Genomic DNA, 26,256 nt, shown 5'->3' on the forward strand with positions numbered 1-26,256 from the left:
AGGAAGTTGTCGTTTCATCACGAAAGAAACAGATAAGAATATGATCATAGGTCCATCGGTTGGAATTCGTATTTCATATAGTAAACGTCATACATATTGAAAACCCATTGCAGTCAAGTTGATCTACAAATCTTTTAGAAGAAAAAATGAAATCATGTCTCTAGTAGTAAGCGAAACTAGGCGGACTAAGATCATAGGATGAGTTGAACATGTTTGTTTTTAGGTAAGCTTAAAGCCATAAATAGAAGAAAGTGAGGATATCTACCTTGAGTACATTGGAAGTGTTTCGTCAGTTTTTGGTTGACCATTATCCTGCGTTACAAGATGAGCTTTGGCTGAAAGATGTTGATACCCTTCGAATCTCTCCTATTCTTCATCCTTTTCTGAAAAGCAAGCTGCCAGAAGGAATCGAAAAATTCACTTGTGTTCTATTCACGCAGCAGACAGATCAAACCGCTGCACCGCTCAAAGTCTACCTTCTATTAGATGAATATGAGCAATCGCTTTACGCCATTGATTTGATGAATGAACAAATAGCACTTCATTAATACAGAAGCAAAAAAGCTGCTTGAGAGCTCCTCAGCAGCTTTTCTTGTGAATATTAGTTTGTCATATCAACCAATCTTGAGTGCAAGTTGTCCACTTCTTTCTTTGTTGGAAAAGAGCTGATCAGCAGCGTAGACCGTCCTAATTGATTAGGAAGTTCAGTATCGGTCACAACCATATCAATCCCAAGTCGATCCATTGTCAGTTCATTTAATGTATTTTCTGGACTTGTGAAAATATGAATGAGAGGAGGCAATCTTAATTTAATTAAATCCGCAATCAACAAGCTATGATTATAACCTAATGTTGAAATGACAAAAATGTTCAACACGTTTCTCCGATCCATTTCCAAATGAACAAGCCCCCTCCAGTTAGAAGTAATGATACGAATCAATTCTCGTTCATTTTTCACTAAAGAAGCAAGTATATCGTCTGTTTTTAGCTCTTGGATGATATGAGTAATCCTCGAATAGAAGTAAGGAAGCTGTTTTTTTACCTCTGATAAATACCTCGATTTCTTTTTGAAAAGGAATCCATCTCTTACGGTAATTTCCCTAGAATACACATAATATTGGAGAAGAATCAGTGTCATCGCCTTGCGATTAGCCACCTCTTGATGAAAAATCAACTCCAATTGATTGATAAAGGAATGAATGGCTTCGAAGAGGTGTGGTGTATGCGATTGAAAGAACATCAATTTTTCTTCGACAGTTTCAATTGATTTATAATGGCCAATAGCTGGTTCAATCAATAGTAAAAAGACAAATTCGTGACGATCCAACGTAACACCAAAAGTGTCCTTTGTCATTTGGCAAACGTGTTCTTCCAAGTTTTTGATTTGATTATAGATACCTTTAGCTGTAGATGTTTGTTTTTCCTGATCCAATGAGTACCTATAATTGCGTCGTATTGAAAAATTTTTCCTCACTCGGTGTATGGAAACGGCGAGCCATAGGCAAAATTTATCTATAGCCACATCAGGTAGATTGACTTCGAGCACCTGAAAAAGCTTATGTAAAAAATCAACTGCATCCTGCTTTTGAATATCATCGAATGGCCAAAGCCTGCTTCCATAGACTTCAAACAAAAATTCCACAAAAAATTGACGAATCTCCTTCTCATTCCCATGGAACTGCATACTATCTGGTCGTAACTCAATGTCATACGAGATAAGAAGCGAATTGATTTTATGAATGGTGTTATACAATGTGGATCTACTGATATTCAGCGTGTCCATCCATTCATAGAAAGACCTGTTTTGTTCAAAGAAAACGCCGTCAATCAATCGAATTTCAATCGTATCTTTTAGAATTTCTTTGATATAGTAGTCGACTCGTATCGTCTGTGTATAACAAATGGATATGCCTTGTCTTGGCTTTATGTGGATTAACGGCTCTCCGTTCTCTGTTTGGAACGACTTCATTTGTTCTAAATCGCTTTGAATGGCACGAACGGAACCGATATTTTCATTCGATATCTCTTGAAGGCTCCACCACTTATCTTTTGATACAAGCAGTTTTAAAATGTTTATCCATCTCTTTGATTTATTATCAATGAGCTCCATTAAACAACTAACTCCTTCCCTTGGCTTGCCTCTATATGATGAAGTTCACTTAAAGAACATTTGATTTTCTAAATAGGCATAAAATGATTTTAATGTTTAGGCTAAATCGTTTTGTCTTCACTTTTCATGATAAAAGAGAAAAAAATTAGACGAAAACAAATGTTATTCCCTGATTCTCCATATATTTCTTTTAAAAGGTGATAAGTAAGCCATGAATCCTATAAAAATGGATCATTTTAGATATTTAAGTTTATTTTTTTGCTGTTGAAACGGTAAATGTAAGAATAAAACGCAGCAGATTTTTGATTACCATATGAAAGGGAGTAGAAAGGAATGCGATTTATATAATGCTGAACTGACTCACCTTACATACGATATGATACATGCTTGTTTCATATGAACGAACCATATGTGAATACATGCTTATATATGCATGTACACATCGTTTATTGTTCATTCCAGTATAAATATAAAAATTCACATTTAATCTTTTCACGATCCTCTCACTATTCCCCATTTCTATAGACCCCAATCCATTTACTCAATCCACTACTCATGATGACCTTTCAAGCTCATGATTGATCAACTCATTTTATTCATAGGGTCTTAAGGTGCAATTTTTAGAAAATATTGATCAGAAGCGGGGTGATTGATCTGACAGTATACGAATGATTTTTTTATCGTTGTTGAAAATTAATTTTAGAAAAGGGTGGATGTATTGAAAAGAATATTGTCGCTGGCACTCATTACAGTGCTAGTCATACAGTCTAGTATATTAGGAGTCTTGCCTTTAGCAGGGGCACAAGCAAAAGAAATTCAAGAAAACATTTATGGGGATATTGAATTTGCTGATAGCGAAGGCAATAAGTTATCAAGCATGGAAGATCAGCAAGTAAGAAAGGCCACTGTGCATTGGTCTATAAAAGGAATTGATCTAAAAAAACAATATCCGTATGTTCTCACTCTTCCTTCAGCCATCCAGGTAGAGAAGGAGCAGAAGGAACCCATTACTGTGGGTGACATACCTGTTGGCGAGTATACCGTTTCAAAACAAAATGAAGTGACGGTGAAATTTAAAGAAGATGTTGAGATCGATCCAAATTTAGAAGGATCAATTGACATCGATGTCACCAGTATAACTCAGCAAGAAGAGAAAACAAAGCAAAATAAGGGTGAAGAAAGCCTTCCAAAAGATGACTCAATCTCATCTGAGAAAGATAAAGCTTCTAACAATCAAGAAGCCGCTCAAACGAAACAAAACGATGAAGATGAATTACTAAAAAACAAAGTGAGCGTATCTAAGCGTGCAGGGCTGCAAAGTGTTTCAAAACAAATGCTGATACAAGAAAATCTCCTCACTGATGCGAAATTAATCTTTGAAGATCAGGAAGGAAATTCAGTTGAAAAGCCTGATATCAACTCGCTGATTTCCATTAACTATGAGTGGGCCATCCCGAACGGTCATAGCTATAATGGCGGGGATGAATTCCATTTCAAGGTTCCAGAGGAATTAGTGATTTATGAAAAAATCGATCGTCTTGAGATGAAATTTAATCAGGCAACCATTGGTTATTTTTCTGTAGATGAAAGCGGAAATGCCTCCATCGAATTCACTGATTTTATTAAACAATATTCAAATATCCATGGAACACTTCAAGTGTGGACGCAATTAGATAAAAAAACTGTCATTACTGAAGAAAAAGAAGTGGTCATTACCCCGATTGAAGGAAAGGATAAAATATCAATCCCGATTCAATACATTCCAAATGGCCCAAACGTCTCTAAAAAGGGAGAACCAAATCGATCTTACAATGCTGAAACCATTCAATGGACAGTAGATTTTAATATGGATTTAGAAGATGTGAAACAAGCGAAACTGTTAGATCCGATTCAAGAAGGTCAGGCGTTGAAAAAAGATTCAATCAAGCTTTATCGTATTGATACAAAGCTAAATGGTGAAACATCGCTTGGTCAGCAGCTTGACGAAAACCACTACACAATTGGCCAAACAGCAGATGGTCAAGATTTCACGATTGAATTTAAAGATGACGTTCATCTAGCTTACCGTTTAATGTATGAAACGGACATTACGAATCAAGACCAGTCTGCGTTTCGTAATAAAGCGTCCCTTGTCTCTGGTGATAAAGTGATCAGTTCAGCAGAAGGCACAGTGAATGTGACAAGAGGCAGTCCTTTAAATAAAAAAGCCGCCCAATACGACCCAGTCACACAAACAATTACATGGGAAATTCGTTATAACTATAACGAAAAAAAGATTGCTGAAAAGGACGCTTTGTTAGAAGACTTCTTTAACGGCACACAGGCGCTGATATCTGATTCCATTCAAGTCAAAGAAGTCACAATTGATCAAAATGGCAACGAAGCAGGAACAAAAGCGTTTGAAAATTATGTGGTTCAACCTCAAAAAAAGGATGAACAAAACGGGTTTACCTTGCAATTCAATCAAGATATTCAATCGGCTTATCTCATCACCTATCAAACAAAAGCAACCGAGCGGATTTTTGAAGCTGAAGAGATTATCAATACGGTAACAGCTGGCAAAGAGAGCAAACAAGGGAAGCAAAGAATTGACCAGCAAATCCTAACGAAAAATCATGGAACACCGAATTACAAGACCAAGACCATTCCCTGGCGTATCACCTTCAACAAAGATCAACAAACGATGAACAATGTGACATTAAAAGATACGTTTACAAACGAAGGATTGACGCTGCAAAAAGATAGTTTAAAAGTGACGACAGGTAATACAGTGCTTGAAGAAGGCACAGATTATCAAATCGTTGAACATGCAAATGGATTTGATATTCAATTTACGAAAGAAATAAAGACAGAACATACCGTCACATATACAACGTCTTTTGATTATGAAAAAAGAGCAGATAAAGACCAAAAGAACTTGCGTAATCATGTAAAGCTTGAATGGGTAAATGAAGATGGCAAAGATTTGACGAAGGAAAATCAGTCTGTCTTCACGCCTGACACATACACGCAGTCAAATGGCTTCAAAAACGGAACTTATAATGCAAAGAAAAAAGAGATCACATGGAATATCGGTGTGAACTATAACTTGAAACATCTAGAAGAGGCGAGAATCGAGGATTTCATTCAAGGAAACCAGCGTTTGCTTAAAGATTCAATCATCGTCTATTCGCTTGATTTACAAGGCGGGGAAAATGGAGCAGAAGAAAAAGAGGTATTAGCGAAAGAACATTATGACATCAAATTCCTTGAAAATGAAAAGGGAGAAACAGGCTTCGAAGTGATTTTCAAAAAAGCCATTGATTCTCCATACAAAATCACGTATCAAACAAGTGTTGAAGGAATGGATTTAGTACAGAAAACCTACGAAAATAAAGCGACCCTTTATGATGGGCAGACAAAAGAATCTGATGTGAATGCAGTGGTGTCCATTCCAAATGGGGGGAAATACACGAGCAAATCAGGAAATCAGCAAGGGAAAGTCATTGATTGGAAACTGAATATCAATTTTGGTCAATCAACAGTCCAAGATGCGACGATTATAGACCATCCAAGCAGTAACCAAGCCATAATAGAAAACTCATTTCATCTCTATTCGACGACAATAGATGAAAAGGGGCAAGTGACAAAAGCAGAAGAGCTGGAAAAAGGGAAGGATTATGAGCTAGACCTTGAATTTGATCCAGATTCTTTTCAAATTAAATTTAAAGAAGAAATCACAAGGCCATATATTTTAGAATACCAATCTCTCATTTTAGATAAAGTGGGAAGTACACTTCAAAACGAAGTAACGTTTAGAGGTGAAAATGTAAAAGAAATCAAAAAGGAATCCGAAGCCTCAATTGTGGTGAAACGCACCGCTGGCATGGGAGATGGCACAGGATCGATTGGTGCTTTAACCATTAAAAAGGTAGATGCGAGTAGTGGAAAAGCGCTAAAAGGAGCAAGTTTCTCTCTGACAGATGCTGCGAGCGGCATCGTCATTGGTACAAAGACAACAGATGAAGAAGGAGCTCTTCGATTTGATCGTCTTCTGTATGGTGAATATATCGTGACAGAAGAGAAAGCACCTGATGGTTATATTAAGACGAAGGATCCAATCCATGTAACGATTGATCAGCCTTACGAATCTGGAGATCAAGCGAAAACAGGAAATAGCATGACGGTGCAGAACCAAGAAATCCGCCAGCATGTCAAGTTAACGAAAAAAGACAAAGAGACGGGTGCAGCATTAGAGAATGCAGAATTTGAACTGAAAAATGAATCTGGAGAGACCGTCCAAACCGATTTGAAAACGGACGAAAAAGGAGAAATCCTTTTCAAACATCTTGAGCCAGGTTCCTATTATTTTGTTGAGACAAACGCACCGAAAGGCTATCAATTAAATCAGCAAAAATGGCCGTTCACCATTAAAGAAAATCAAACAGAAACAACGACTGTCACCGCAGTAAATGACATCATCAAAGGCTCAGCAGAATTGAGCAAAATAGGTGAAGGCGGAGAGCGACTAGAAGGTGCACAGTTCAAGCTCTTAGATCAAGACGGGCATGAGTTAAAAGATTCGCTTGTCACAGGAGAAAATGGCAAGATCACGATAAGCGAACTAAGGCCGGGTACGTATCAGCTCGTTGAAACAAAAGCACCAGATGGTTATGTATTAGATGAAACGCCAATCAAATTTGAAGTACCACTTGATCCAAAGGAACCAGTCGTCATTTCGCAAAAGAACCTATATGAGACAAGTGCATTAGAAGTGTTAAAAGAAGGGGAAGATGGCAAGAAGCTTCAAGGTGTTCGATTTGAAGTCTTGGATCAAAATGACAAAGTTGTGCGTAAAGATTTGACAACAGATGAAGATGGGAAGCTTTTGGTCGATAATCTCAAACCGGGCAAATATCAGCTCGTGGAGACAGAGAGTGTTGATGGTTACCAAAAGAATAATAAACCTTATCCTTTTACCATCGAAATCGCACAAAAAACACCAGCAGAGATCAAAGTGATCAATGATCTCAAAACTGGATCTGTTCAGCTCACGAAGCTCGGTGAAAAGGATGATGTGCTTGAAGGAGCAGAATTTAAGCTTGTAGATGCAAATGGAAAAGAGATGAAAACAGGTCTCGTCACTGATCAGAACGGGAAAATCATCGTCAACGATCTGAAACCTGGAACCTATCAGTTTGTTGAAACGAAGGCTCCATTCGGTCATGAGCTTGACGAAACACCTGTCACTTTTGCTATTCCATTTAACCCTGAGAAGCTGGTCAGTGTGACAAAAGAAAATAGCCGCAAAACAGGCGGAGTGCTGTTGCACAAAAAAGGCGAAGATGGGAAATCATTAGAAGGGGTTGTCTTTGATCTATCTGATGATAAAGGAAAGATAGTGGCAGGAGGAGAAGGAATCACAACCAATCAGGATGGAAAGATCACCTTCACAGGGCTAAAACCTGGAACCTATCAATTTGTTGAAAGAAAGAGTCTTGAAGGCTATGAATTGAGTGCGAAACCACTTGTCTTTGAAGTTGAATTAGGTCAAAAAGAGTTGATTCAAGTGGAGGCAATCAATCAGCTTAAGAAAGGTTCTGTAGAACTCACAAAAATAGGGGAAGAAAAAGAAAGATTGAAAGGCGCAGAATTTACCCTTTTCAATGACGATGGTAAAGAATTGATGTCAGGTTTAACAACCAACGAGAAAGGCATCATCACCGTCAACGATTTGAAACCAGGCGCTTACCAATTGGTTGAAACGAAGGCTCCTTTTGGACATAAACTAGATGCAGAACCAGTAGACTTTAAGATTGATTTCAATCCAAAACAACTGGTGAAAGTGACAAAAGAAAATATTCGGACGACAAGTGCTGTGCAGCTTCAGAAAAAAGGAGAAGATGGTCAGTTACTCCATGGAGTGACCTTCGATCTGCTTGATGAGCACGATCAACGTATAAAGAAAGACTTAAAGACAGACAAAAATGGTCAACTAACAGTCGATCAACTGAAGCCAGGCACCTATCGATTTGTCGAAACAGCAAGCATTGCCGGCTATGAATTGGATCAGACACCTGTCACCTTTACGATTCGATTAGGTCAAGACAAACCAGCAAAAGTAGAAATGATTAACAAGCTGACGCCGGGAGCAGTGGAACTGACCAAAGTGGATGATGAGGGACACCCGCTGGAAAATGCAGAGTTTGCTCTTCTGAGTAAAGAAGGAAAAACGTTGAAGAAATCACTTGTAACGGACCAAAAAGGAAAGCTTCACATCAATGATTTAAAACCGGGACAATATCAATTCGTTGAAACGAAAGCACCTCATGGCTATCAATTGGATGATAAGCCGATCCTGTTCACAATTGAGAAAAATCAGCAGAAGCCGCTTCACTTAACAGCGAAGAATCACTTGATCTTAGGAAGTCTGCGTATCATAAAGGTAGATCAGCAGACAGATAGAACCTTAAAAGGGGCATCCTTTGACATTCGTACAAAAGCCGGGAAAACCATAAAATCTGTGACAACAGGAAAAGACGGAGAAGCCATTGTCAAAGGGCTTAAACCTGGAGAGTATCTACTCACAGAGACGAAAGCACCGGATGGTTATGTAGCTTTAAAGAAACCGCTCGCTTTTACAATTCAAATGGGCGAAGTGGAGATCAAGACAATGATTGTGAAAAATGCACCAGTGAAGAATGAAGAGGACCACACGAATCCTCCAGCCTCAGATAAAGGGGATCAGCATCCGCCTCATGACTCAAACGGTGAGCTGCCAAAGACTGGAGAAGAATGGCTGCGTTATATGATGTATGCAGGGATTTTACTAGTAGTGTCTGGAACTGTTCTCCTTGTTCTTAGAAGAAGAACCATTCAGTAAAAGGAAGGAGTGTATTGATGAAAAAAAGAACCTTATTTGGCAGCTTTTTGGTGGTCGCGGGGCTAATGCTCATCTCCGTTCCTTTTCTATATGAGTGGCGAACTTCTCAAGAGACAGCAGCAATGGAACAGGCATTAAAGATGATTGAAGAAAATGACAGTGATGCTCTTTCTACTATTCCACATCTAACTGTGTCAGAAGAAGACCTGCGAAATGTGATGGAGCTAGAGATCCCGTCAATTGATTTAAACGAAAAAGTGCTTCCTGTTACAACAAAAGAAAATTTAGGTATTGCACTGACTCAAATTAAATCTCATCAAATGCCAGGTGAAGGGAATTTTACGATTGCAGGGCATAGAGGGTATAGAGGCGACCGTCTTTTCCGTCAGCTGCCAGAGGTACCTAAAGGAGAAAAAGTTGTCTTACATCATCAAGCGGAAACATACGAATATAAAATTGTCAGCTCTGCTACGATTGAACCGACGGATGTGGATGTACTAAAGGATCGTGGGAAAAATGAACTGACATTGATCACTTGTACACTTGATGGTCAGAAACGATTTGTCTTAAAAGGAATACGAATCAACGCTTCAAAGGGTGAGCAGCCATCGGATGTATAACACCAACATAATAAATGATGGATGCGATGGAAAAGCAGCGCTCACGACCGATATGTTACACCAATTGTTATCAGAGCATTATCCAACTTTAAAAAACGAACGTTGGGAAGTTGATGTAGATACAATTCGGTCTTCGCCTATTCTTCACCCTTTATTAAAAAGAAAGCTGCCAATTGGTATTGAAAAATTCACCTGTGTTTTGTTCACGCAGCAGACAGCAGCTTTTGGAGAGCCTTTGATTGTGTACTTTTTATTGGATGAGAAAGGCGAATCGATTTACGCAATGGATCTCTTGCTCGAGCAGCAAGACACCCATTAAACAATAAAAGGAAGAGGCTTGATTAATGGGTTCGATTTTAAGTTAGAAAAATGAAATCAGTCATAAATGAGGACTCTAATTCGTATATGAATTGGAGTTCTTTTATTATTTCAATTCGTACAAAAATTAGGATAAGAATGAATTGAAAACAGACGTAATCATCGGCGGATTGTAAAACAATTCGACATCGAGGACTTAGTGGAGACTGATTTCTAAATTGAAACGATTGGCGACCAAAGAAGATCATCTAGTTTTTATCCCTTCCCCTGTTTCTTCGGAAGAAATATCGGAAAGAGTTAAAGATGATCATGTTTTGACTCCAAACTTCTGATAAAATTTATTTTAGATCATCCGTAATTAGTAGGTGTGGAGGTAAAAGAATGCTAAAAGAACACCCTGAATATATTTTTCGTAATGATGCACGACCAGAAGTTGTTCATGATTTAGCCGATGTAGATGAAAATTCCACTGAGTTGTTAATCACAGGAAAAACAAAAAATATTGAAAGGTTGAAATCTTTTTCTAACCTGACGAAATTGTGGATTTACAAAGTGAACCAAAAGGAATTCAATATGATCTTAAGCTTAGTTAATCCCAAAATGCTCTTTGTGCATGAACTGAGAGTAGAAGATTTATCAATCATCAGTTCTCTTAAAGATGTTGAGGTATTGGCACTTGAATGGAATACAAAGGCACAAAGTTTATGGGATTTATCAAAAAACACGTTTTTAAAATCTTTATCCATAACAGATTTTTCAAAGTTGAATGACATAGCCCCTTTGCAAAAAAACACTGGTTTAGAATTTCTACAATTATCAGGCGGGATTTGGAATACATTAAATATAAATACTCTTCAACCTTTAAGATACCTCAAGAATTTAACATATCTGTGTTTATCAAATATAAAAGTGAAGAACGAGTCTTTAGAGCCGATATCGGAATTAGTGGGACTCAAGGAACTTGAAATTTCGAACCAATTCCCGACAGAAGAATATGCCAGGTTATCCGTAACCCTCCCAAATACGAAGTGTGATCGTTTTGCGCCATACATCTTTTTATCAAGTCCTATTGTAGATAAAGATGTGATGGTGATTGGAAAGCGAAAACCGAAATTAAATTCAAAAGTTGATGGGGCAAAGCTGCAAAAATACGAAGAACAATTTAAAGCGTACCAAGAAAAGTATATAAATTAACTTAAAAAGCAATGGAACATCAATTCCATTGCTTTTTCTATTGCTACTGTAATGGCTAATACCATCATAAATTTTTTCTTTCTTGTGATTCAATTACGCAAACAGCTTGAGCCCAACCACACCAATCACAATCAGCAGCAAACTCAGTATACGAACCATGTTTTTCGGCTCTTTAAATAGAATCATATTAAACAAGACAGAGCCCGCCGTTCCAAGTCCAATCCAGACCGTATAGGCGACGGATACTTGAACGGATGAGAACGAGGCGTATAAAAACAAAAAGGATAAGGCAAACCCGCCGACAAATAAAATGCCTGTCGTGAATTGCTTTTTCTTACTAAACATATTGAGGCCAATGGTTCCGCCGATTTCGCAGGCAGAGGCTAACAGTACAAAAAACCAGCCCATTTATACCGCTTCTCCTTTCTGCTCATGTGCATCTCCATCAGACACTTTCAGTCCGATAATTCCGAGAATTAAAATGCCCATAAATAAGAGCTTCTCTAATGAAAACGAACCGCCGAACAGCGCATAATCCATCAATGACGTACCAATCGTTCCAACTCCGGCAAACACGGCGTACACAGTCCCTGTCGGCAGCTTCTCGCAGGCCTTCATTAAAAAATAAAAATCAACCGGGATCAGGCAGATAATGACCGCCCACTCCCACACAGCATCAGCTCTATTTAAACCAAACACCCAAAGTAATTCGAATAAACAAGTGAGTGCAACATACATCCAGCTTTTTTTCATCGTATTTCCTCCTAAAACTTAAAAAATGACGAATCGTCATTTTGAAACCAAAAAAGAGCGTACAGCAAGTGCTGTACTAAGTTAAGGTGTCTCTAAGCCAAGTGCGTAAAGAAGAAATTGCTTCACCTCTCGCTTTTGAATCAGAACCTCTTCTGTATCTGTTTCCGTAAATAAATACATTTGCTCAGCAGAAGATTCAAGTAAACCGATAATGAATTTGGCTGCATATTGACAGTTCAAATTCGCACGGACCCTTTTGTCCTGCTTTGCTTTTTCTAAAAAAGCAGCGACCCATTTGTAAATTGGCTCATAAATATCTTCCCATTCCTTTAAATGCTCGGTGGCGGCTAAGCCTGAGTAGGTCAAGGCAAGGACATCACGGTATTGCCTTGTAAAAGCGAAAATGAATTCAACAAGCGCATCTGCTTGATCGAGGACATCTGCATGCTGAGTTAATTCCTTTTCGATCGCAGGCACCATCTGTGCGATCAAATGTTCAGCGATAGCAGGCATGACGGAAAGCTTTGAAGGAAAATATAAATAAAACGTTCCTTGCGCTACTCCTGCTGCTTTCACAATATCCGAAATGGTCGTCTTTTCGATTCCTTTTTCTTTAAACGCGTCAATCGCAGCAAGCATAATCTTTTCTCGTTTCGACATATCATCACCGGCCTTAACTGACTGAATGTCATTCAGTTTAGCGAGAAAATGACGATTTGTCAATATGGTTTTCTCTTCATTGAATGTGAGAATAAGTGATGAATAGATGCGGGCAAGCCTGAATAAGCTGTAAATATGGTCAAGCATCATCATGTGAGAAAGGGGCAGCTTTCTGTATGACATCCAGTGCTATGTTTTCCATTGCTTATTTTCTCCTGCTCGTCCCGCTCTATTTACATATGAGATACAGACAGGCAAAAAAGCACAATCGTTTTATTTATTTGCGGACAGAATTGGTTCTTGCCAGTCTGTTTATTTATACGAATGTTTTATTATATTTGACGGTCTTTCCAAATCGTTTTTCCGCCCCAAGAGATCAGGTGAGTGTTAATCTCTTGCCTTTGCAGTCCATTTATCAAAATCTTCACGCCTACCATCACGGCTATCCAAATCTTGTCTTTTTAAATTTAGCAGGCAACATATTGTTATTTGTACCACTCGGTTTTTTTCTATATCAAGCCTTTCGAACCATGCGCTGGCAAAAGGCGGTTCTTGGTGGCTTTCTCCTGTCAACCATGATCGAATTGCTCCAATGGATGTTCTCACAATCTGGTATCATTACAAGAAGCAGCGATATTGATGATATTCTTTTAAATACACTTGGCACAGCGCTAGGCTGTATCGTGTATCAGATCTATCGAAAAAGGAAGGAGAAAACCTGAGTGAAGCGAGTTTGTATCATTCCATGTGGCGCGAAGAAAATTTGGGACGTCGATCCAGAAGCAGGGAGCCAGCCGGCGAACCTCGTTTATTTAAGTCCGCTGCATCAGCGTACGAAAAGCTATGCCCAAACTTTTTTTTCAGACTGGATGATCTTATCAGCGAAGCACGGGTTCTTAAAGGCAGATGATATCATACATGAAAATTATGATGTTGCTTTTGGTACACCCCATGCTAAGCAGATCACACGAGAAGAACTGAGCCAGCAATTTCATCAAAAAAATCTTTTCGCATATGATGAATTGGTGGTACTAGGTGGAAAGAAATATCGAAAAGTGATCGACCCTTTATTACAGCCTCATCAAAAAGCAAATTATCCGCTGGCTCCATATAAAGGAATTGGCTACATGCTTCAGGCGTTACATCAAGCAGTGGAATCAAAAATAGAACTTCCGCCGCATATTTAACACATTCACATCTACCGGTAAGCAGGGTTTTGATCATTAAAAAGAGAATAATTGAAATAGCGATGCTGATTGTTTCATATCTTTTCAGCAGCCAATAGGATGCCCGTATCGCTCGGTGAAGTGGCTCAATGAAAAAGGGAGGCGTATGAACATGACAACCATCTATTTAGCTGGTGATTCGACCGTTTCATCTTATCCAGATCGTCCTGTTCAAGGAGGATGGGGAGAGTTTTTACACCGCTATACAGTGCAAGGGGTGAACGTCGAGAACCGTGCCATTGGGGGAAGAAGCTCAAAAACATTCATTGAAGAAGGACGCCTTGATGACATATTGGCTGACATTCAGCCAGGAGACTGGCTTTTCACGCAAATGGGGCACAATGATGCTTCCAGGGAAAAGCCTGAGCGGCATACAGATCCTTTCACGACGTATAAAAGCTACCTGTCTCAATATATTCATGGAGCAAGAGCAAAGGGGGCAACACCACTTTTACTCACGCCAGTCGGCCGTTTTCATGAAAAAGACGGAGAATTTATCAATGATTTTCCTGATTATTGTGCCGCTATGAAAGAATTAGCTGATGAAGAAGAAGTCCTTCTCGTTGATTTAAATACGGCAAGCCTTCAGTTTTATCAAATTTCTGGTATAGAGAAAACGACCTCTTACTTTATGCTGTCAACAGGAATTGAGGACCGCACGCACTTTACAAAAAAAGGCGCAGATGCGATTGCAAGACTTGTTTCTCTTGAATTAAAAGACCTTGGTTTAACCATTGTGTGATGGATGACAGGACGAGTGAGCGCTCGTCCTGTTCTTTTTTTGTAGAAAGCTATTGATTCCCTTCACTAGAGTAGACTACAATAGGTACATATGATAATGAGAATCAATATCACTGAAAAATAGATCATTCGATGGAAAACTGGAGGGACTCAAATGACAGATCAGCTTGAATTGTTTGACGTCACCATTATTGGCGGCGGTCCAGCAGGCATGTACACCGCCTTTTATAGTGGGATGCGGGACTTAAAGACGAAGGTACTTGAGTACAACGAAAGCCTTGGCGGGAAAATCCTTCTTTATCCTGAAAAGGTCATTTGGGATGTCGGCGGTTTGCCGCCAACAAGAGGAGAACAGCTGATACAGCAGCTGGAAACACAGGCGAAAACATTTGAACCAGAGATTGCACTGAATCAAAAAATCACGTCATTCGAGCGAGATGAACATAATCACATCTTACTGACGGCTGAAAATGGTGATCGTCATTTGACAAAGACCCTCATATTAGCGATGGGTCACGGCATTCCAGTTCAGCGGAAACTTGAAATCGAGGATGCAGACCGCTATGAAGTGACAAACCTTTATTACACTGTCCAGGAGCTTAAGACATTTGCAGGGAAGCGGGTTGTGATTTCTGGAGGCGGCGACTCAGCGGTTGACTGGGCCAATGCTCTTGCACCGATTGCTGAAAGTGTCACCGTCGTGCATCGCCGTGACATGTTTGGCGGACATGAGAAAAACGTCGCCAACATGAAGGCAACTTGCAAACGAATTTTAACCCCGCATGAACTAACAGAGCTGCATGGTCAAGGCGACAAAATTGATGCGGTCACCATTCAAAACATAGAGACAGGTGAAAAAGAACGAATCGAAACAGATGCTGTGATCGTCAATCACGGGATGAAAGGCGATTTAAGCGTGCTATCAGAATGGGGCCTCAAGCAAGGTGAATGGGGACTGATCGAGGTTAATGAAAAAATGGAAACCAATTTACCGGGCGTCTATGCGGTAGGCGACTTGTGTACACATAAAAGCAAGGTCCGCTTAATTGCCGGCACGTTTGTTGATGGAGTCAATGCACTGAATAGCGCGAAGCTTTACATCGAACCAGAAGCTGAAAAAGTGGCGTACGTTTCCTCTCATAACGAACGCTTTAAAGAGAAAAACAAAGAATTACAAACGGCTGGAGCTCGTTAAATCATTCAAATAACATAGCAAAAGTGCTGACCGCATCGCATGTGGCAGCACTTTTTATATGGGTCCATTAACTGCGAGGCGCAAATAACATCACACTGACTCCAGCCAAACAAATCAAAGCACCCATCCAGTCATATAGATCAGGTGTTTTTCGATCGACCCACCAGCCCCAGAATACAGCAAGAATGACAAAAACACCGCCATAGGCAGCATAAACCCGTCCGAAAGTCGGGAACTGCTGGAAGGTCGGAATGATGCCATATGCTACCAAGATGAGGCTGCCGGCGATCCCGAAGCTGACAGGCTTTGCTTCACGCAGCCAAAGCCATACCAAATAGCCGCCGCCAATTTCTGCTAAACCTGCTAATAAAAAAAGAACAATCGTCACCATCATATACGGACACTCCAATTTCTCCAATTTACACCCTATTATGACATGAGGAAAGAATGCGTTCTACCTCAATTGAATTGAGAGGGAGACGAGAGTTTGCTAAAATCAGCTGATCAGAGAGTGGTCACACATGGATTCTTGACTTTTGTACCACGAGTGATCCAAATGGTCTGTTATGTCGTAAAGTAAGTACATTCTCATGAGGAGCACACTTCCTTTTTCAGCACTCTTTTTTTCTCCTTGAAAAAAGAGTAAAGTACAAGGTAGGCTTATTTCAGTAAATCGAGTGATAAGCAATACGTGAAGGATTTCATGATGAATACGCATGCTCTTTCTCATGAAAAAGGAAGGAGATGACCATGGACACATTGCAAGATTTTGAGCTGTATCAAAAGATCAAATATGATCGTCACAAGCCCTCGCTTGAAGTGCTGTACGATCGCTATGAACGTGTGTTATATTCGTTTATTTATAAAATGACTGGCAACCGTGAGCTCGCGGAGGAAGTGCTTCAAGAGGTCTTCATCAAGCTCTGGCGCGGCATAGGAGAATATCATACGGATAAAGGGAAATTCTCCTCGTGGTTATTTATGATGTCACGCAACACGGCCATTGATCTTATAAGAAAGAACCGGAATGAAACGGCTTTGGAAGATGAGCATATTGAATATTTAGCTGATCATCAAGAAGATATATCAAAAGAAGTAGAATGGAACGAGGAAAAACAAATCATACGTGAAGCAGTATCTACATTGTCAAAAGAACAGCAAACCATCATAGAAGATGTCTATTTTAAAGGAATGACACAAAAGAGCATCGCAGACAAGCTGGGCATCCCTATTGGTACGGTAAAAGGAAGGGTTCGATTGTCATTGAAGCATTTGCGATCGAAACTGTCTCGCGGAGGAAAGGAGGAAGAGGCATGACTCAGTGTAAACATCAAGTGATTGATTATTTCAACGGGCATTTACAAGGAGAAGAAAAAACGCAATTTGAAGAGCACATCAAGCACTGCTCAGCTTGCAAAGAAGAGCTTGAAGAATTAACATCGCTCATGTCTGACATTCCATTTCTAGCAGGTGACCAAACACCTCCGGCAGGGATGAAAGACCGTATTTTATCCCAGGTGTTTGAAGAAGAGACAGTCGAAGAAAAGAACAGCCATAAAAAAGAGCTCAAGGCTGCACCTGAGCCAAACGAAATCAAACCGCTGCAAAAGAAACGAAACCAGTGGCTCTTACCGCTCGTTGCGGCACTGCTTCTCATATCAGCAGCTGGAAATGTGTATTTCTTATCGAATGGAAAAGAACAGGCGGAAGAACCTGTCAGGGTTGTTGCCACAAAATCATTGGCATCGGCCGCATCACCAAAAACGACAGGTGCTTTTTCAGTAATAGAGCATAACGGTAAAAAAGAACTTGTGGTGAGTGCAGACGGCTTAAAGGGTCAGCTTGATTCATCTGCTGTTTATCAAGTGTGGCTTATTAAAGGAGATCAGCCGGTTCCAGCCGGTGCCTTTAAAACAGATAACAAGGGGGAAGGAACCGTCACCTATGCGTTATCTGAAAAAGAAGCAGGCGAATCATGGGATACCGTGGCTGTTACACTTGAACCGAAAAAGGATAACAAGCTCCCGCAAGGCCCTGTCGTACTAAGCGCTGCTTTTTAAGTTTGATTCATGAAAAGGATGCCTTCTTGGGGCATCCTTTTTTGATAGCGAAGGGGAACATTTTGGCAATTGAAACGTAGTACATACGGAGGTGAAACACATGAAAACATCTATAGAAAAAGACCTATTTCTCTTATCAGTCAGACACGCATTGATTGCCATTTATTTTCTTGTGATCCCATTTGCAGTCCCCATTTTTTATCACCCATCTCCTTTATCGATAGCGCTTATTGCACTATTTATAACTCATAACTTAGCAGAAAGTATCATTTGGTTCTACAAATCGAGAAAAATTAGAAAGCACCAGTCTGGTGATTTATTAAAACGCGGGCAGCTTCTTAGCCAGCTCGTGCAAAGAGTTGAACAGCTCATCATCCTCGGTTTTGTGATTCTTTTGATCAATGAATGGATACAAGGAAGGGCGGATCTATCTACACTCTCATTCACTCTTTTTCTATTGACCGTTGTTTTTCTCCAGCACGTCCAGTTTTATTACGTTCAGCTATTTTTTAAAACGAGCAGCTGGTTCACTTATGTTCCTTCTTTGCAAAAGGCACGTCCTTCATACATGGCGAGGGAGCGAAACGCCCTGAAAAGGTCATAAATGTGCCGTCATTCGTTTGATCCAGCCATAAACATCAGAAAATTATGATAAAATGTGGAAAGAAAGAATGGAGAAGGGGAGTGCGAACGAGTGAAAGCAGTTGGACTATTGGAGTATTTGCCGATTGAGCATGAGCAAAGCCTGATGGATCAGGAGGTCGAAAAGCCTAAAGCGTCTGGCAGAGATGTACTGGTGAAGGTAGAAGCTGTGTCCGTGAATCCAGTTGATACAAAGGTGAGATCACCGAAGGATCAGAAGGAAGAAAAACTGAAAATACTAGGCTATGATGCAAGCGGTACGGTTGTTGAAGTGGGTGAATCGTGTATATTGTTTCAGCCAGGTGATCACGTATACTATGCGGGAGATATTACGCGTCAAGGCTCGAATAGTGAATACCAGCTTGTGGATGAACGTATTGTGGCGAAAAAGCCTGCCAATCTATCCTTTGCAGAAGCAGCCGCAATGCCCCTTACAACAATTACGGCTTATGAGGCTTTATTTGACCGGATGCATATGAAGCGGAATGCTGAAGGCTCAACCTTGCTGATCATTGGTGGTGCAGGCGGTGTTGGTTCTATCGCCATTCAACTAGCTAAATTAACGAAGGCAACTGTGATCGCTACCGCATCAAGACCAGAAACAAAAGAGTGGTGTCTGTCCTTAGGTGCCGATCATATCATTGATCATCATCAGCCGCTTTTAGCGCAGCTAGAGGAAAAAGGAATCGGCGAAGTGGATTTTATTTTATGCTTAAATGATACAGATGGACATTTCAAAGGCATGGCAGAAGCCATCAAACCGCAAGGAACGATCTGTACCATTGTCGAAAACCAGCACAACCTAGACATTCAATTACTCAAAAATAAAAGTGCGGCATTTGTATGGGAATTCATGTTCACACGCCCTATGTTTGAAACAGCGGACATGATCAAACAGCATGAGCTTTTGACAGAGGCGGGTGAGTTATTTGAGCAGGGAAAAATAACGCATACTTTAACAAAGGTTCTCAGTCCGATCAATGCTGCTAACTTGAAGCAGGCACATCAAACACTTGAGCATGGAAAGATGATTGGCAAATTTGTACTTGAAGGATTTGAGAAAGGGGAGAACGTATGACGTCATTACAATATCCGATTGGCTTATATGAACCGGTTGAAACAAAAACGAAAGCACAGCTTGAAGCATGGATTGATCAGCTGGCTGCAATCCCCGAAGAGTATGAAGCGGTGACTGCACCGCTTACAGATGCGCAGCTTGATACACCTTATCGGCCGGGAGGATGGACTGTTCGTCAGCTCATTCACCACGTAGCAGACAGCCATCTGAATGCATACTTACGATTCAAACTTGCTTTGACAGAAGATACACCGGACATACGTCCATATGATCAGGAGGGATTTGCCTCACTTCCTGACAGCAAGGCGCCCATTAGTTTATCCCTGCCTTTGATCAGCAGTCTGCATCGCAGGTGGGTCACTTTACTGCGGGGAATGTCAGAGGATGACTTCAACGCTTCTTATTATCACCCTGCCGATCAACAAACGGTGTCCTTATATAATGCAGCAGGAATGTACGTTTGGCATTCAAAACATCACCTTGCCCATATCACGGAATTAATCAAAAGAAATCAGTGGAATTAAAGGAGTAAACGCATGTCTGGTAGAAGAATTGTCGGCGCCATGTTTATCTGTATGGCGGGATTGTTTTATATAGCGAAATATGTTCTTTTTGAGATACGTTATAGTAACAGCTTAGGCTCAGAAAGAACGATTGAGGAACTTGAACAGCTGCTTCCTGGCGGTACGTGGATCAGCATCTTTTTTCTCATCATTGGCTTAGCCTATCTTTTATGGGATGACAGGGAAGTTCTTCAAAAAAATTTCGTCCTCTCAGATAAACAAGTAGAAGAAATAAAAAAGACGGACCTCAAGTGACCGTCTTTTTTCCTTTTCATATTTAGCCGCGTTCAGGACGCAGTGCTTTTTCTAAGATAGCAAGGCCTTCATTGACTTTTTCTTTTTCCTCGTCATTGAGCCGCTGCAGGGAATTTTTGATTTTTTCGTGTCCTTTTTGATAAATACTTCTGAAAATATTTTTCGCTTCCTCTGTCAGCTCTACGACAATGATTCTCCGGTCACGCTCAGAGTGCTTTCGCATCACAAAGTTAGATTGTTCTAACCTGTCAAGCAGGCCTGTCATATTGGACAAAGAAGCGCCCATTTTTTCAGCGATTTCGGATACTTTGAGAGAGCCATGGTTATTGAGCAGCATGAGCACCTTCATTTGAGGCATACTCATATCAAGCTTCATCCATTCAGAAACATCTCCAAGACCTGCAGCTGTGAGCACTTTCATATAAAGAACCCATGTCTTTTTTTCTTCTGGAGATAGAATCTCTTCTTTTAATACGGTGGTGTCATGAATATTATATTCCACGCTTGTTCACTTCCTTTAAGCGGCTCTTTTTCTTTATATTACTGATTTTTACTTCTAATTGAAAGGTTCGTCAAGCTTTTAAATGTTAAACTGCATGAATCAAGTGGTATTTGTTGTATAATAATGTTCAGTTGAAATAATGAAGCAACCTAGAAAGTTGGGAAAAACATGTGGAACAAAAAAACGGGTATGACGATCTTAAAAATGCTTTTTCCGATCGTAATTATCCTTGTCTTAATCTTCGTTGCGAAGCAGGAGCTGAGCGGACTTTCCATTAAAAAGACGTTTTATATTATTGACAGCTTGAACCGAATGGACTTGTTTATTCTTGTCTTTCTTGGACTTGTCGCGGTTTTATCGATGTCCTTATATGATTTTATTTTACGAAAAAGCCTGAATATGCCGATCAGCGGCTGGAAAACGATACGCATTTCATGGATTGCAAACTCCTTTAACAGTGTTCTTGGATTTGGCGGTCTATCAGGAGCAGGGCTTAGAACGCTTCTCTATAAGGAGTACATAACAGATACGAAAAAATTGCTGAAAGGCATTGCCCTTTTGACTTCCTCTGTCCTTTTGGGCTTATCTATTTTCAGTGATTTGATCTTGGTCAGGGTGCTTCCAGTTGAAAGTATTATCAGCCAGGAGCCGTGGCTATGGGCATTTGTCATTATCTTTGCCTGTATTGTACCGATATATATCGTCATGGCATCCATTCGAAAAAGCTCGATTGAGAGCGGTGAAAATGGACTGAAGCATCCAATTTACGCTTATATCGGAGCATCGTTTTTAGAATGGCTGGCAGCTGGACTTGTCATGTACATGGCTGTCGTCTCTATGGGGATGAATGTCGATGTCCGAATTGTCTTAGGTGTATTTGCGATTGCGTCAATCGGCGGTTTAATCAGTATGGTTCCGGGCGGCTTTGGTTCGTTTGACCTTATCTTTTTACTGAGCATGCAATACATTGGTTTTGATAAAGAGATGGTGCTGACGGCGCTCGTCTTGTACCGCTTCGTGTACTCGATTTTCCCGTTTATTTTAGGGCTTTGTCTAGCTGCTTACGATTTAACGGGAACGACGCTTAGACGTCTTGAAGGCAATCCGAAAATGGCACCTGCCATTGAAACAACGAACGTTTTAATTGTTTTGCACCGTGCTTTATTAATCCGTTTATTGTACGGATCTTTATCGATTTTAACCTTTGGAAGCGGCTTGCTTATCATGGCATCTGTTGTGCTTCCAGTCGATCGATTAGGTGTGATTACCAGCATTCCGCGCTTTCTGTTATCAGGATTTAATGGTCTTTCTTTAATGTTCGGAATCATTCTGATGATTTTGTCCATTGAAGTGTATAAAAGAACGAAAAGATCGTACGTGCTGACAATGATCTCCTTAGCAGGCGGTTTTGTGTTTACTTTGTTAAAGGGGTTTAACCTCAGTCTGATCTTTATTTTGCCAGTCATCATGGCTGTGTTTTTCTCTCTTCGAAATCAATTTGTGAAGCAGCAGGCACCTTACTCCTTAAATCAGTTTGTGACGGCTGCCGCTGGTTATTTATTCGTGCTCTTTAACTATAATGTGATTGGCAACTTTATTTGGACAAAAATCGGGCATTTCTTGAGTAAGGATTACTTGGTGCATAATGAACGGCATATCACGATGACAAGCATGATCGCTCTCATCGGTGTACCGCTTTTCTTCTTCATTAGTAAATTGATTTTTAATAAGAAAGCCTTTCCGATTGGAGAAAAAGCAGATGATGAAAAATTAAAAACGTTTTTAGAAGAAAAGGGCGGAAATGCCCTCAGTCATCTTGGCTTTTTAGGCGACAAAAAACTATTTTTCTCAAGTGATGGAGAAGCGATGCTTCAGTTTGGGCGAATTGGCCGCTGCGTCATTGTGCTCGGAGATCCATCTGGACGTGAGGCTTCTTATCCGCTTGTACTTGAAGAGTTTTTACAGGAGACAGAAAAAGCCGGCTACCGCGTCGCTTTTTATCAAGTAGAACGAGAAGGGATGGCTCTTTATCATGACTTAGGCTTTCACTTCTTTAAGCTTGGGGAAGAAGCCATGGTCGATTTAGAAACGTTTACTCTGTCAGGTAAGAAAAAATCAAATTTACGAGCTGTGGCGAATAAATTTGAACGAGAAGGCTACACCTTTGAAATGCTGGAACCTCCCTTTTCAAATGAGTTGATCTCAACCTTAAAACAGATCTCTGACAGCTGGCTCGGAAAGAAAAAAGAAAAAGGATTTTCGCTCGGTTATTTTCAAGAAGACTATCTTCAAAAAGCACCGATTGCGATTCTAAAGGATGAACAAGGGCAGATCATTTCCTTTGTATCATTGATGCCGATGTATCAAGAAGGGGAGATTTCCATCGATTTAATGCGTCATATGCATGATGCACCGAACGGGATGATGGATGCGCTGTTTATCCACCTGTTTCAATGGGCGAAAGAAAGAGGCTACAAATCGTTTAACATGGGAATGGCACCTTTATCGAATGTGGGGACGTTCCATCAGTCCTTTCTTACGGAGCGTTTGGCGAGTGTTATTTTCAACAATGTCAGATACATGTACAGCTTCAGCGGTTTACGGTCATTTAAACAGAAATATAAGCCTGAATGGCGCGGGAAATATTTAGCGTATAAAAAGAATACGTCACTGCCTGTCACAATGGTACTTGTCACCAAGCTGATCGGGATGGACCCAAATCGAAAGCAGCGTCCATAAACCAAAAGACCTTTACCTTTCACTAGGTGAAGGTTTTTTTAGACAAAAGAATAGCAAAAGTGGTAAAGTTGAAGGGTAAGGGGGATGTTCATATGACATTAAATGAATGGTTTACAAAGGGATTAGCTGAACGTACATATGTACACAACATGGAGAAAAACCGGGAAAATCTGCTCACGGTGTACAACCAGTATGCAATTCATCAAAAAGAAAAAGAGCTGCTTCAAAAGCTGCAAAAGAAAAAGCTCAGAGCACTTGTCATCACAGCGGATTGGTGCGGAGATGCGATGGTCAATGTTCCAATTTTCATGCGTATTGCAAATGAAGCACTCATTGATGCGCGCTATTTCATTCGGGATGAGCATCTAGACCTGATGGATCAGTATTTAACGAACGGGACCGCAAGATCGATTCCGATTATCGTCATCATTGATCAGGACGGGAATGAAGTGGGCAAATGGGGACCTCGCTCAGCAGAGGCGCAGCGCTTTGTCGACGAGAAAAAACCGGACAAAGATGCACCTGATTATGAAGAAGCTTTTCAAGTATTTGCGAAAGAAGCCGCACATCACTATACGACAGACCGCTACTTATGGAAAGATATTGAGAAAGAAATAGTAGAAGTTTTGGCAAAAATATAAACCAAAAGACTACTTCGCCGCAATGGGAAGTAGTCTTTTTTTATCTTGTTTTTGCGTTTTACCTACAAAACCACCGCATAAAGATGTAGAAAACCGCAGAATTCTATCAAATACCGCAGAAAACCGCAAAGCACCACGATTTTCCCAACCACTTTTAGTTGAAAAACCTCATATATGCTATGAAATCAATGATTTTGCCCTTATCCAAAGGCTCATATAACGCACAACGGTTGGCTTTTTCCCAATACAAGAGGCCCAGCAACTATAGTAATCTAGTTGTAATCTCCTTTGAACGAACTAAAAAAATGATGGAAAAGGACAGGCGATCAATTTATGAAAAAAATCATTTATCTCGATCAAGAAAAAAAGAAGCTCGCTGAATCGAAAAAAAGAGAACAGCGTTCCATTAAATCACTGAGGCTGCTTGTGTTTTATGACGGACAAAGCCCTGCATGTGCAAAAACGATTGATGTGTTAAGATCACTCGATTGGAAAAATCGGATTCACTTTGAATCCTTTAGACACTCGCAGCTGCTCAGGCTGAATAAAATCAGTGAAGAGAAGGCGGAAAAACGAATTGTGTCTATTTCCCTAGCCAAAAATCAAAAGAATTCAGGGATTTATACTTGGCTGCGTATGGCCTGCCATATCCCTGCTTTATGGGGAACGGTCCCATTCATCGTGCTCAGTATTTGGCTTGGATTTGGACAGCATGCGTACGATTTCTTTGCAAAAAGACGGTATATTCATTCTGTCAAACGGGTGAACCATCATGATACAGATCAACAAGAGACCATTTAATAAATAGAAAAAGCATGACCTTCGAACGGCAGAAGGTCATGCTTTTTTGTAATAGGGAAGATATACTGTTAAATGATCGAGCAATTTCTTTGTATAGGACTTATAGGCCTGCTCATCAAGCTCAGCACCTGCATAGGTAAGTAAGGTCCTAAGAGCAAACAAATATTCACTGTGCAGCTCATTGTGTTCAAAGTAAGGAAGGGCTGCTTCGACCAAATAGGTTTTCAAATCAAGTGGGTTTTCCTCAATCATCAATTTATAGATTTTGATCATATATAAACAGTTTGGCTGAATACGAGGCTGTTTTAACAGCTCGTGTATGTAGGGAAGTGCTTTTTTGCGGTCATATTCAGCGTATAGTGTCGCAATTTCATATAGCGTTTCACAGTAACGGTCTTCTATCTGTTCTTGATTAAAGTAATTGAGTGAATCTAGTAAATAAGGCACAGCTGAAGAGAAATCACCTTCACGTTTTAAGAGCACCCCGTAATAAAAATAAGCGGACATTTTAATATAGGCATCAGGATGAAGGGACGTGTGCAAAATCACTTCCTTTATATATTTCTTCGCAGTTTGATAGGCTTTTAGTTCAAGTGAGATCACGCCGTGAATGAGTGTACAGTGAATAATCCGCTTGAAATTGTTCTTTTGTCTATATAAATCCATTGCTTGATGTGTCGCTTCAAGCGCATCACCCAGCTGTCCCATGTTTCCAAGTGCTTTTGCATAGTGATAATACAAATCACTTTGTTCGACTGAAGCGTAGGAAAAGCAGCTTTCAAGCTTTTTGAGCCCATCTTCAAGCTGACCAATTTTAATTTGATGAATGCCGTCAAGATATTCAAAAATTTCTTTTTCCGTTTCAATAAAGGTTTTTTCGAATTTTTTGAGCACGCGGTGTGTTTTTAAGGCAAGCGGCTGTTTATCCGTTAGTAAATAAAATTGAAATAAGGACAAATGATACTGAATGCCTAAATCGAGCGAAAAGAACTGCTCCTCGTGCTGAATGATCATTTCTGCATTTTGTTCAGCCTGATCGAGAGCATAGAAATACATATTCATTTGAAACTCATCCAAAAGTGACAGCAGATGACGCGCCTTTTGTGACAGCTTTTCTTGGCTGATGCCAAGCCGTTCAAGCAGCAAATTGATCGTATCTTGATTGGCCTCCTTTGAGCCATTTTCAATTTTACTTAAATGAGAGACAGAACAAATTCCTTCTGCCAATTCAGATTGGGTCATATTTTGTTTATAACGGTAGAGTTTAATGATTTGTCCAATATTGATTTTCATTCC

General features: G+C 40.2%; 25 protein-coding genes. 18 read left to right on the forward strand and 7 right to left on the reverse strand.

Features of this window, described 5'->3' with window-relative positions; translation table 11 throughout:
• The first annotated feature begins 266 nt into the window (after positions 1–266).
• Positions 267–548: a hypothetical protein gene (locus AAYR28_RS03860; protein WP_024425245.1), complete on the forward strand. Its 282-nt coding sequence runs from the start codon at positions 267–269 to the stop codon at positions 546–548.
• Between the two features lie 53 nt (positions 549–601).
• Here AAYR28_RS03860 and AAYR28_RS03865 read toward each other — a convergent pair whose 3' ends face one another.
• On the reverse strand, positions 602–2,110 hold the full coding sequence (locus AAYR28_RS03865; RefSeq protein WP_098676640.1) for a helix-turn-helix domain-containing protein: 1,509 nt from the start codon (positions 2,108–2,110) through the stop codon (positions 602–604).
• 709 nt (positions 2,111–2,819) lie between these two features.
• On the opposite strand from AAYR28_RS03865, the gene AAYR28_RS03870 reads away from it, so the two are divergent.
• The 4 genes from AAYR28_RS03870 (at position 2,820) to AAYR28_RS03885 (ending at position 11,104) form a co-directional block, all read left to right on the forward strand.
• Positions 2,820–8,972, forward strand: coding sequence for a SpaA isopeptide-forming pilin-related protein (locus tag AAYR28_RS03870; protein ID WP_345808933.1), 6,153 nt, complete (start codon positions 2,820–2,822; stop codon positions 8,970–8,972).
• Positions 8,973–8,989: 17 nt separating this feature from the next.
• Complete coding sequence (locus tag AAYR28_RS03875; protein ID WP_065215141.1) at positions 8,990–9,592, forward strand: class D sortase; 603 nt, start codon at positions 8,990–8,992, stop codon at positions 9,590–9,592.
• Positions 9,585–9,911, forward strand: a complete 327-nt coding sequence (locus tag AAYR28_RS03880) for a hypothetical protein (RefSeq protein ID WP_101676716.1) — start codon at positions 9,585–9,587, stop codon at positions 9,909–9,911. The genes AAYR28_RS03875 and AAYR28_RS03880 overlap by 8 nt, the downstream gene beginning before the upstream one ends.
• 380 nt (positions 9,912–10,291) lie before the next feature.
• Entirely contained in the window at positions 10,292–11,104 is an 813-nt protein-coding gene (locus tag AAYR28_RS03885; protein WP_101676717.1) for a leucine-rich repeat domain-containing protein, read from the forward strand.
• A 93-nt stretch (positions 11,105–11,197) separates the two neighbouring features.
• Here the strand turns inward: AAYR28_RS03885 and AAYR28_RS03890 are convergent, their stop codons facing one another.
• From AAYR28_RS03890 to AAYR28_RS03900, 3 genes are all read right to left on the reverse strand, one after another.
• Entirely contained in the window at positions 11,198–11,512 is a 315-nt protein-coding gene (locus tag AAYR28_RS03890; protein WP_041116238.1) for a DMT family transporter, read from the reverse strand.
• Complete coding sequence (locus AAYR28_RS03895) at positions 11,513–11,857, reverse strand: DMT family transporter (protein WP_034283735.1); 345 nt, start codon at positions 11,855–11,857, stop codon at positions 11,513–11,515.
• 81 nt (positions 11,858–11,938) lie between these two features.
• Entirely contained in the window at positions 11,939–12,517 is a 579-nt protein-coding gene (locus tag AAYR28_RS03900; protein ID WP_046314349.1) for a TetR family transcriptional regulator, read from the reverse strand.
• Between the two features lie 176 nt (positions 12,518–12,693).
• Between AAYR28_RS03900 and AAYR28_RS03905 the strand changes: the two genes are divergently transcribed.
• The 4 genes from AAYR28_RS03905 (at position 12,694) to AAYR28_RS03920 (ending at position 15,679) form a co-directional block, all read left to right on the forward strand.
• Complete coding sequence (locus AAYR28_RS03905) at positions 12,694–13,239, forward strand: VanZ family protein (protein WP_034283737.1); 546 nt, start codon at positions 12,694–12,696, stop codon at positions 13,237–13,239.
• Positions 13,240–13,704 (forward strand): DUF6884 domain-containing protein, encoded by a 465-nt coding sequence (locus AAYR28_RS03910; protein ID WP_041116240.1) that lies wholly within the window; start codon positions 13,240–13,242, stop codon positions 13,702–13,704.
• A gap of 151 nt (positions 13,705–13,855) precedes the next feature.
• The gene (locus AAYR28_RS03915) at positions 13,856–14,485 is read left to right on the forward strand and encodes a rhamnogalacturonan acetylesterase (RefSeq protein ID WP_120208574.1); all 630 of its coding nucleotides are present in this window, start codon (positions 13,856–13,858) and stop codon (positions 14,483–14,485) included.
• A 153-nt stretch (positions 14,486–14,638) separates the two neighbouring features.
• Positions 14,639–15,679 carry an NAD(P)/FAD-dependent oxidoreductase gene (locus AAYR28_RS03920; RefSeq protein ID WP_061110584.1) on the forward strand — a complete coding sequence of 347 codons (1,041 nt, stop codon included), beginning with the start codon at positions 14,639–14,641 and terminating at the stop codon, positions 15,677–15,679.
• A 67-nt stretch (positions 15,680–15,746) separates the two neighbouring features.
• On the opposite strand, the gene AAYR28_RS03925 is transcribed toward AAYR28_RS03920, so the two are convergent.
• Positions 15,747–16,073: a YnfA family protein gene (locus AAYR28_RS03925; RefSeq protein WP_034283743.1), complete on the reverse strand. Its 327-nt coding sequence runs from the start codon at positions 16,071–16,073 to the stop codon at positions 15,747–15,749.
• Between the two features lie 356 nt (positions 16,074–16,429).
• Between AAYR28_RS03925 and AAYR28_RS03930 the strand changes: the two genes are divergently transcribed.
• The 6 genes from AAYR28_RS03930 (at position 16,430) to AAYR28_RS03955 (ending at position 20,277) form a co-directional block, all read left to right on the forward strand.
• Positions 16,430–16,996, forward strand: a complete 567-nt coding sequence (locus tag AAYR28_RS03930; RefSeq protein WP_061110585.1) for an RNA polymerase sigma factor — start codon at positions 16,430–16,432, stop codon at positions 16,994–16,996.
• Complete coding sequence (locus tag AAYR28_RS03935) at positions 16,993–17,739, forward strand: anti-sigma factor (RefSeq protein WP_034283745.1); 747 nt, start codon at positions 16,993–16,995, stop codon at positions 17,737–17,739. Before AAYR28_RS03930 ends, AAYR28_RS03935 begins: the two co-directional genes overlap by 4 nt.
• Positions 17,740–17,839: 100 nt before the next feature.
• Positions 17,840–18,343 (forward strand): hypothetical protein, encoded by a 504-nt coding sequence (locus AAYR28_RS03940; protein ID WP_034283746.1) that lies wholly within the window; start codon positions 17,840–17,842, stop codon positions 18,341–18,343.
• A 90-nt stretch (positions 18,344–18,433) separates the two neighbouring features.
• A complete protein-coding gene (locus AAYR28_RS03945) occupies positions 18,434–19,459 on the forward strand; it encodes a zinc-binding alcohol dehydrogenase family protein (protein ID WP_345808934.1) in 1,026 nt (341 codons plus the stop codon).
• On the forward strand, positions 19,456–19,983 hold the full coding sequence (locus tag AAYR28_RS03950) for a YfiT family bacillithiol transferase (protein WP_061110586.1): 528 nt from the start codon (positions 19,456–19,458) through the stop codon (positions 19,981–19,983). The genes AAYR28_RS03945 and AAYR28_RS03950 overlap by 4 nt, the downstream gene beginning before the upstream one ends.
• 12 nt (positions 19,984–19,995) lie before the next feature.
• The gene (locus AAYR28_RS03955) at positions 19,996–20,277 is read left to right on the forward strand and encodes a hypothetical protein (protein WP_034283749.1); all 282 of its coding nucleotides are present in this window, start codon (positions 19,996–19,998) and stop codon (positions 20,275–20,277) included.
• Positions 20,278–20,299: 22 nt separating this feature from the next.
• Here AAYR28_RS03955 and AAYR28_RS03960 read toward each other — a convergent pair whose 3' ends face one another.
• Positions 20,300–20,779 (reverse strand): MarR family transcriptional regulator, encoded by a 480-nt coding sequence (locus AAYR28_RS03960; RefSeq protein ID WP_120208572.1) that lies wholly within the window; start codon positions 20,777–20,779, stop codon positions 20,300–20,302.
• 168 nt (positions 20,780–20,947) lie between these two features.
• Between AAYR28_RS03960 and mprF the strand changes: the two genes are divergently transcribed.
• The 3 genes from mprF (at position 20,948) to AAYR28_RS03975 (ending at position 24,960) form a co-directional block, all read left to right on the forward strand.
• The gene (gene mprF / locus AAYR28_RS03965; RefSeq protein WP_120208570.1) at positions 20,948–23,518 is read left to right on the forward strand and encodes a bifunctional lysylphosphatidylglycerol flippase/synthetase MprF; all 2,571 of its coding nucleotides are present in this window, start codon (positions 20,948–20,950) and stop codon (positions 23,516–23,518) included.
• 92 nt (positions 23,519–23,610) lie between these two features.
• Complete coding sequence (locus AAYR28_RS03970; protein WP_024425227.1) at positions 23,611–24,159, forward strand: thioredoxin family protein; 549 nt, start codon at positions 23,611–23,613, stop codon at positions 24,157–24,159.
• Positions 24,160–24,492: 333 nt separating this feature from the next.
• Positions 24,493–24,960 carry a thiol-disulfide oxidoreductase DCC family protein gene (locus AAYR28_RS03975; RefSeq protein WP_024425226.1) on the forward strand — a complete coding sequence of 156 codons (468 nt, stop codon included), beginning with the start codon at positions 24,493–24,495 and terminating at the stop codon, positions 24,958–24,960.
• 36 nt (positions 24,961–24,996) lie between these two features.
• Here the strand turns inward: AAYR28_RS03975 and AAYR28_RS03980 are convergent, their stop codons facing one another.
• Positions 24,997–26,253 carry a transcriptional regulator gene (locus AAYR28_RS03980; RefSeq protein ID WP_024425225.1) on the reverse strand — a complete coding sequence of 419 codons (1,257 nt, stop codon included), beginning with the start codon at positions 26,251–26,253 and terminating at the stop codon, positions 24,997–24,999.
• Positions 26,254–26,256 lie beyond the last annotated feature (3 nt).

Origin of the sequence: Bacillus safensis, assembly GCF_039619585.1 — a bacterium.
Lineage (GTDB): Bacteria > Bacillota > Bacilli > Bacillales > Bacillaceae > Bacillus > Bacillus safensis.

What these genes read in the sequence shown, in the direction of transcription:
- AAYR28_RS03975 (WP_024425226.1), top strand. Translation starts at nt 24,493, where the DNA reads ATGAAAAAAATCATTTATCTCGATCAAGAAAAAAAGAAGCTCGCTGAA.
- AAYR28_RS03890 (WP_041116238.1), bottom strand. Translation starts at nt 11,512, where the DNA reads ATGGGCTGGTTTTTTGTACTGTTAGCCTCTGCCTGCGAAATCGGCGGA.
- AAYR28_RS03950 (WP_061110586.1), top strand. Translation starts at nt 19,456, where the DNA reads ATGACGTCATTACAATATCCGATTGGCTTATATGAACCGGTTGAAACA.
- AAYR28_RS03880 (WP_101676716.1), top strand. Translation starts at nt 9,585, where the DNA reads ATGTATAACACCAACATAATAAATGATGGATGCGATGGAAAAGCAGCG.
- AAYR28_RS03980 (WP_024425225.1), bottom strand. Translation starts at nt 26,253, where the DNA reads ATGAAAATCAATATTGGACAAATCATTAAACTCTACCGTTATAAACAA.
- AAYR28_RS03905 (WP_034283737.1), top strand. Translation starts at nt 12,694, where the DNA reads ATGACATCCAGTGCTATGTTTTCCATTGCTTATTTTCTCCTGCTCGTC.
- AAYR28_RS03925 (WP_034283743.1), bottom strand. Translation starts at nt 16,073, where the DNA reads ATGATGGTGACGATTGTTCTTTTTTTATTAGCAGGTTTAGCAGAAATT.
- AAYR28_RS03930 (WP_061110585.1), top strand. Translation starts at nt 16,430, where the DNA reads ATGGACACATTGCAAGATTTTGAGCTGTATCAAAAGATCAAATATGAT.
- AAYR28_RS03865 (WP_098676640.1), bottom strand. Translation starts at nt 2,110, where the DNA reads ATGGAGCTCATTGATAATAAATCAAAGAGATGGATAAACATTTTAAAA.
- AAYR28_RS03935 (WP_034283745.1), top strand. Translation starts at nt 16,993, where the DNA reads ATGACTCAGTGTAAACATCAAGTGATTGATTATTTCAACGGGCATTTA.
- AAYR28_RS03920 (WP_061110584.1), top strand. Translation starts at nt 14,639, where the DNA reads ATGACAGATCAGCTTGAATTGTTTGACGTCACCATTATTGGCGGCGGT.
- AAYR28_RS03970 (WP_024425227.1), top strand. Translation starts at nt 23,611, where the DNA reads ATGACATTAAATGAATGGTTTACAAAGGGATTAGCTGAACGTACATAT.
- mprF (WP_120208570.1), top strand. Translation starts at nt 20,948, where the DNA reads ATGTGGAACAAAAAAACGGGTATGACGATCTTAAAAATGCTTTTTCCG.
- AAYR28_RS03955 (WP_034283749.1), top strand. Translation starts at nt 19,996, where the DNA reads ATGTCTGGTAGAAGAATTGTCGGCGCCATGTTTATCTGTATGGCGGGA.
- AAYR28_RS03875 (WP_065215141.1), top strand. Translation starts at nt 8,990, where the DNA reads ATGAAAAAAAGAACCTTATTTGGCAGCTTTTTGGTGGTCGCGGGGCTA.
- AAYR28_RS03885 (WP_101676717.1), top strand. Translation starts at nt 10,292, where the DNA reads ATGCTAAAAGAACACCCTGAATATATTTTTCGTAATGATGCACGACCA.
- AAYR28_RS03915 (WP_120208574.1), top strand. Translation starts at nt 13,856, where the DNA reads ATGACAACCATCTATTTAGCTGGTGATTCGACCGTTTCATCTTATCCA.
- AAYR28_RS03895 (WP_034283735.1), bottom strand. Translation starts at nt 11,857, where the DNA reads ATGAAAAAAAGCTGGATGTATGTTGCACTCACTTGTTTATTCGAATTA.
- AAYR28_RS03940 (WP_034283746.1), top strand. Translation starts at nt 17,840, where the DNA reads ATGAAAACATCTATAGAAAAAGACCTATTTCTCTTATCAGTCAGACAC.
- AAYR28_RS03900 (WP_046314349.1), bottom strand. Translation starts at nt 12,517, where the DNA reads ATGTCGAAACGAGAAAAGATTATGCTTGCTGCGATTGACGCGTTTAAA.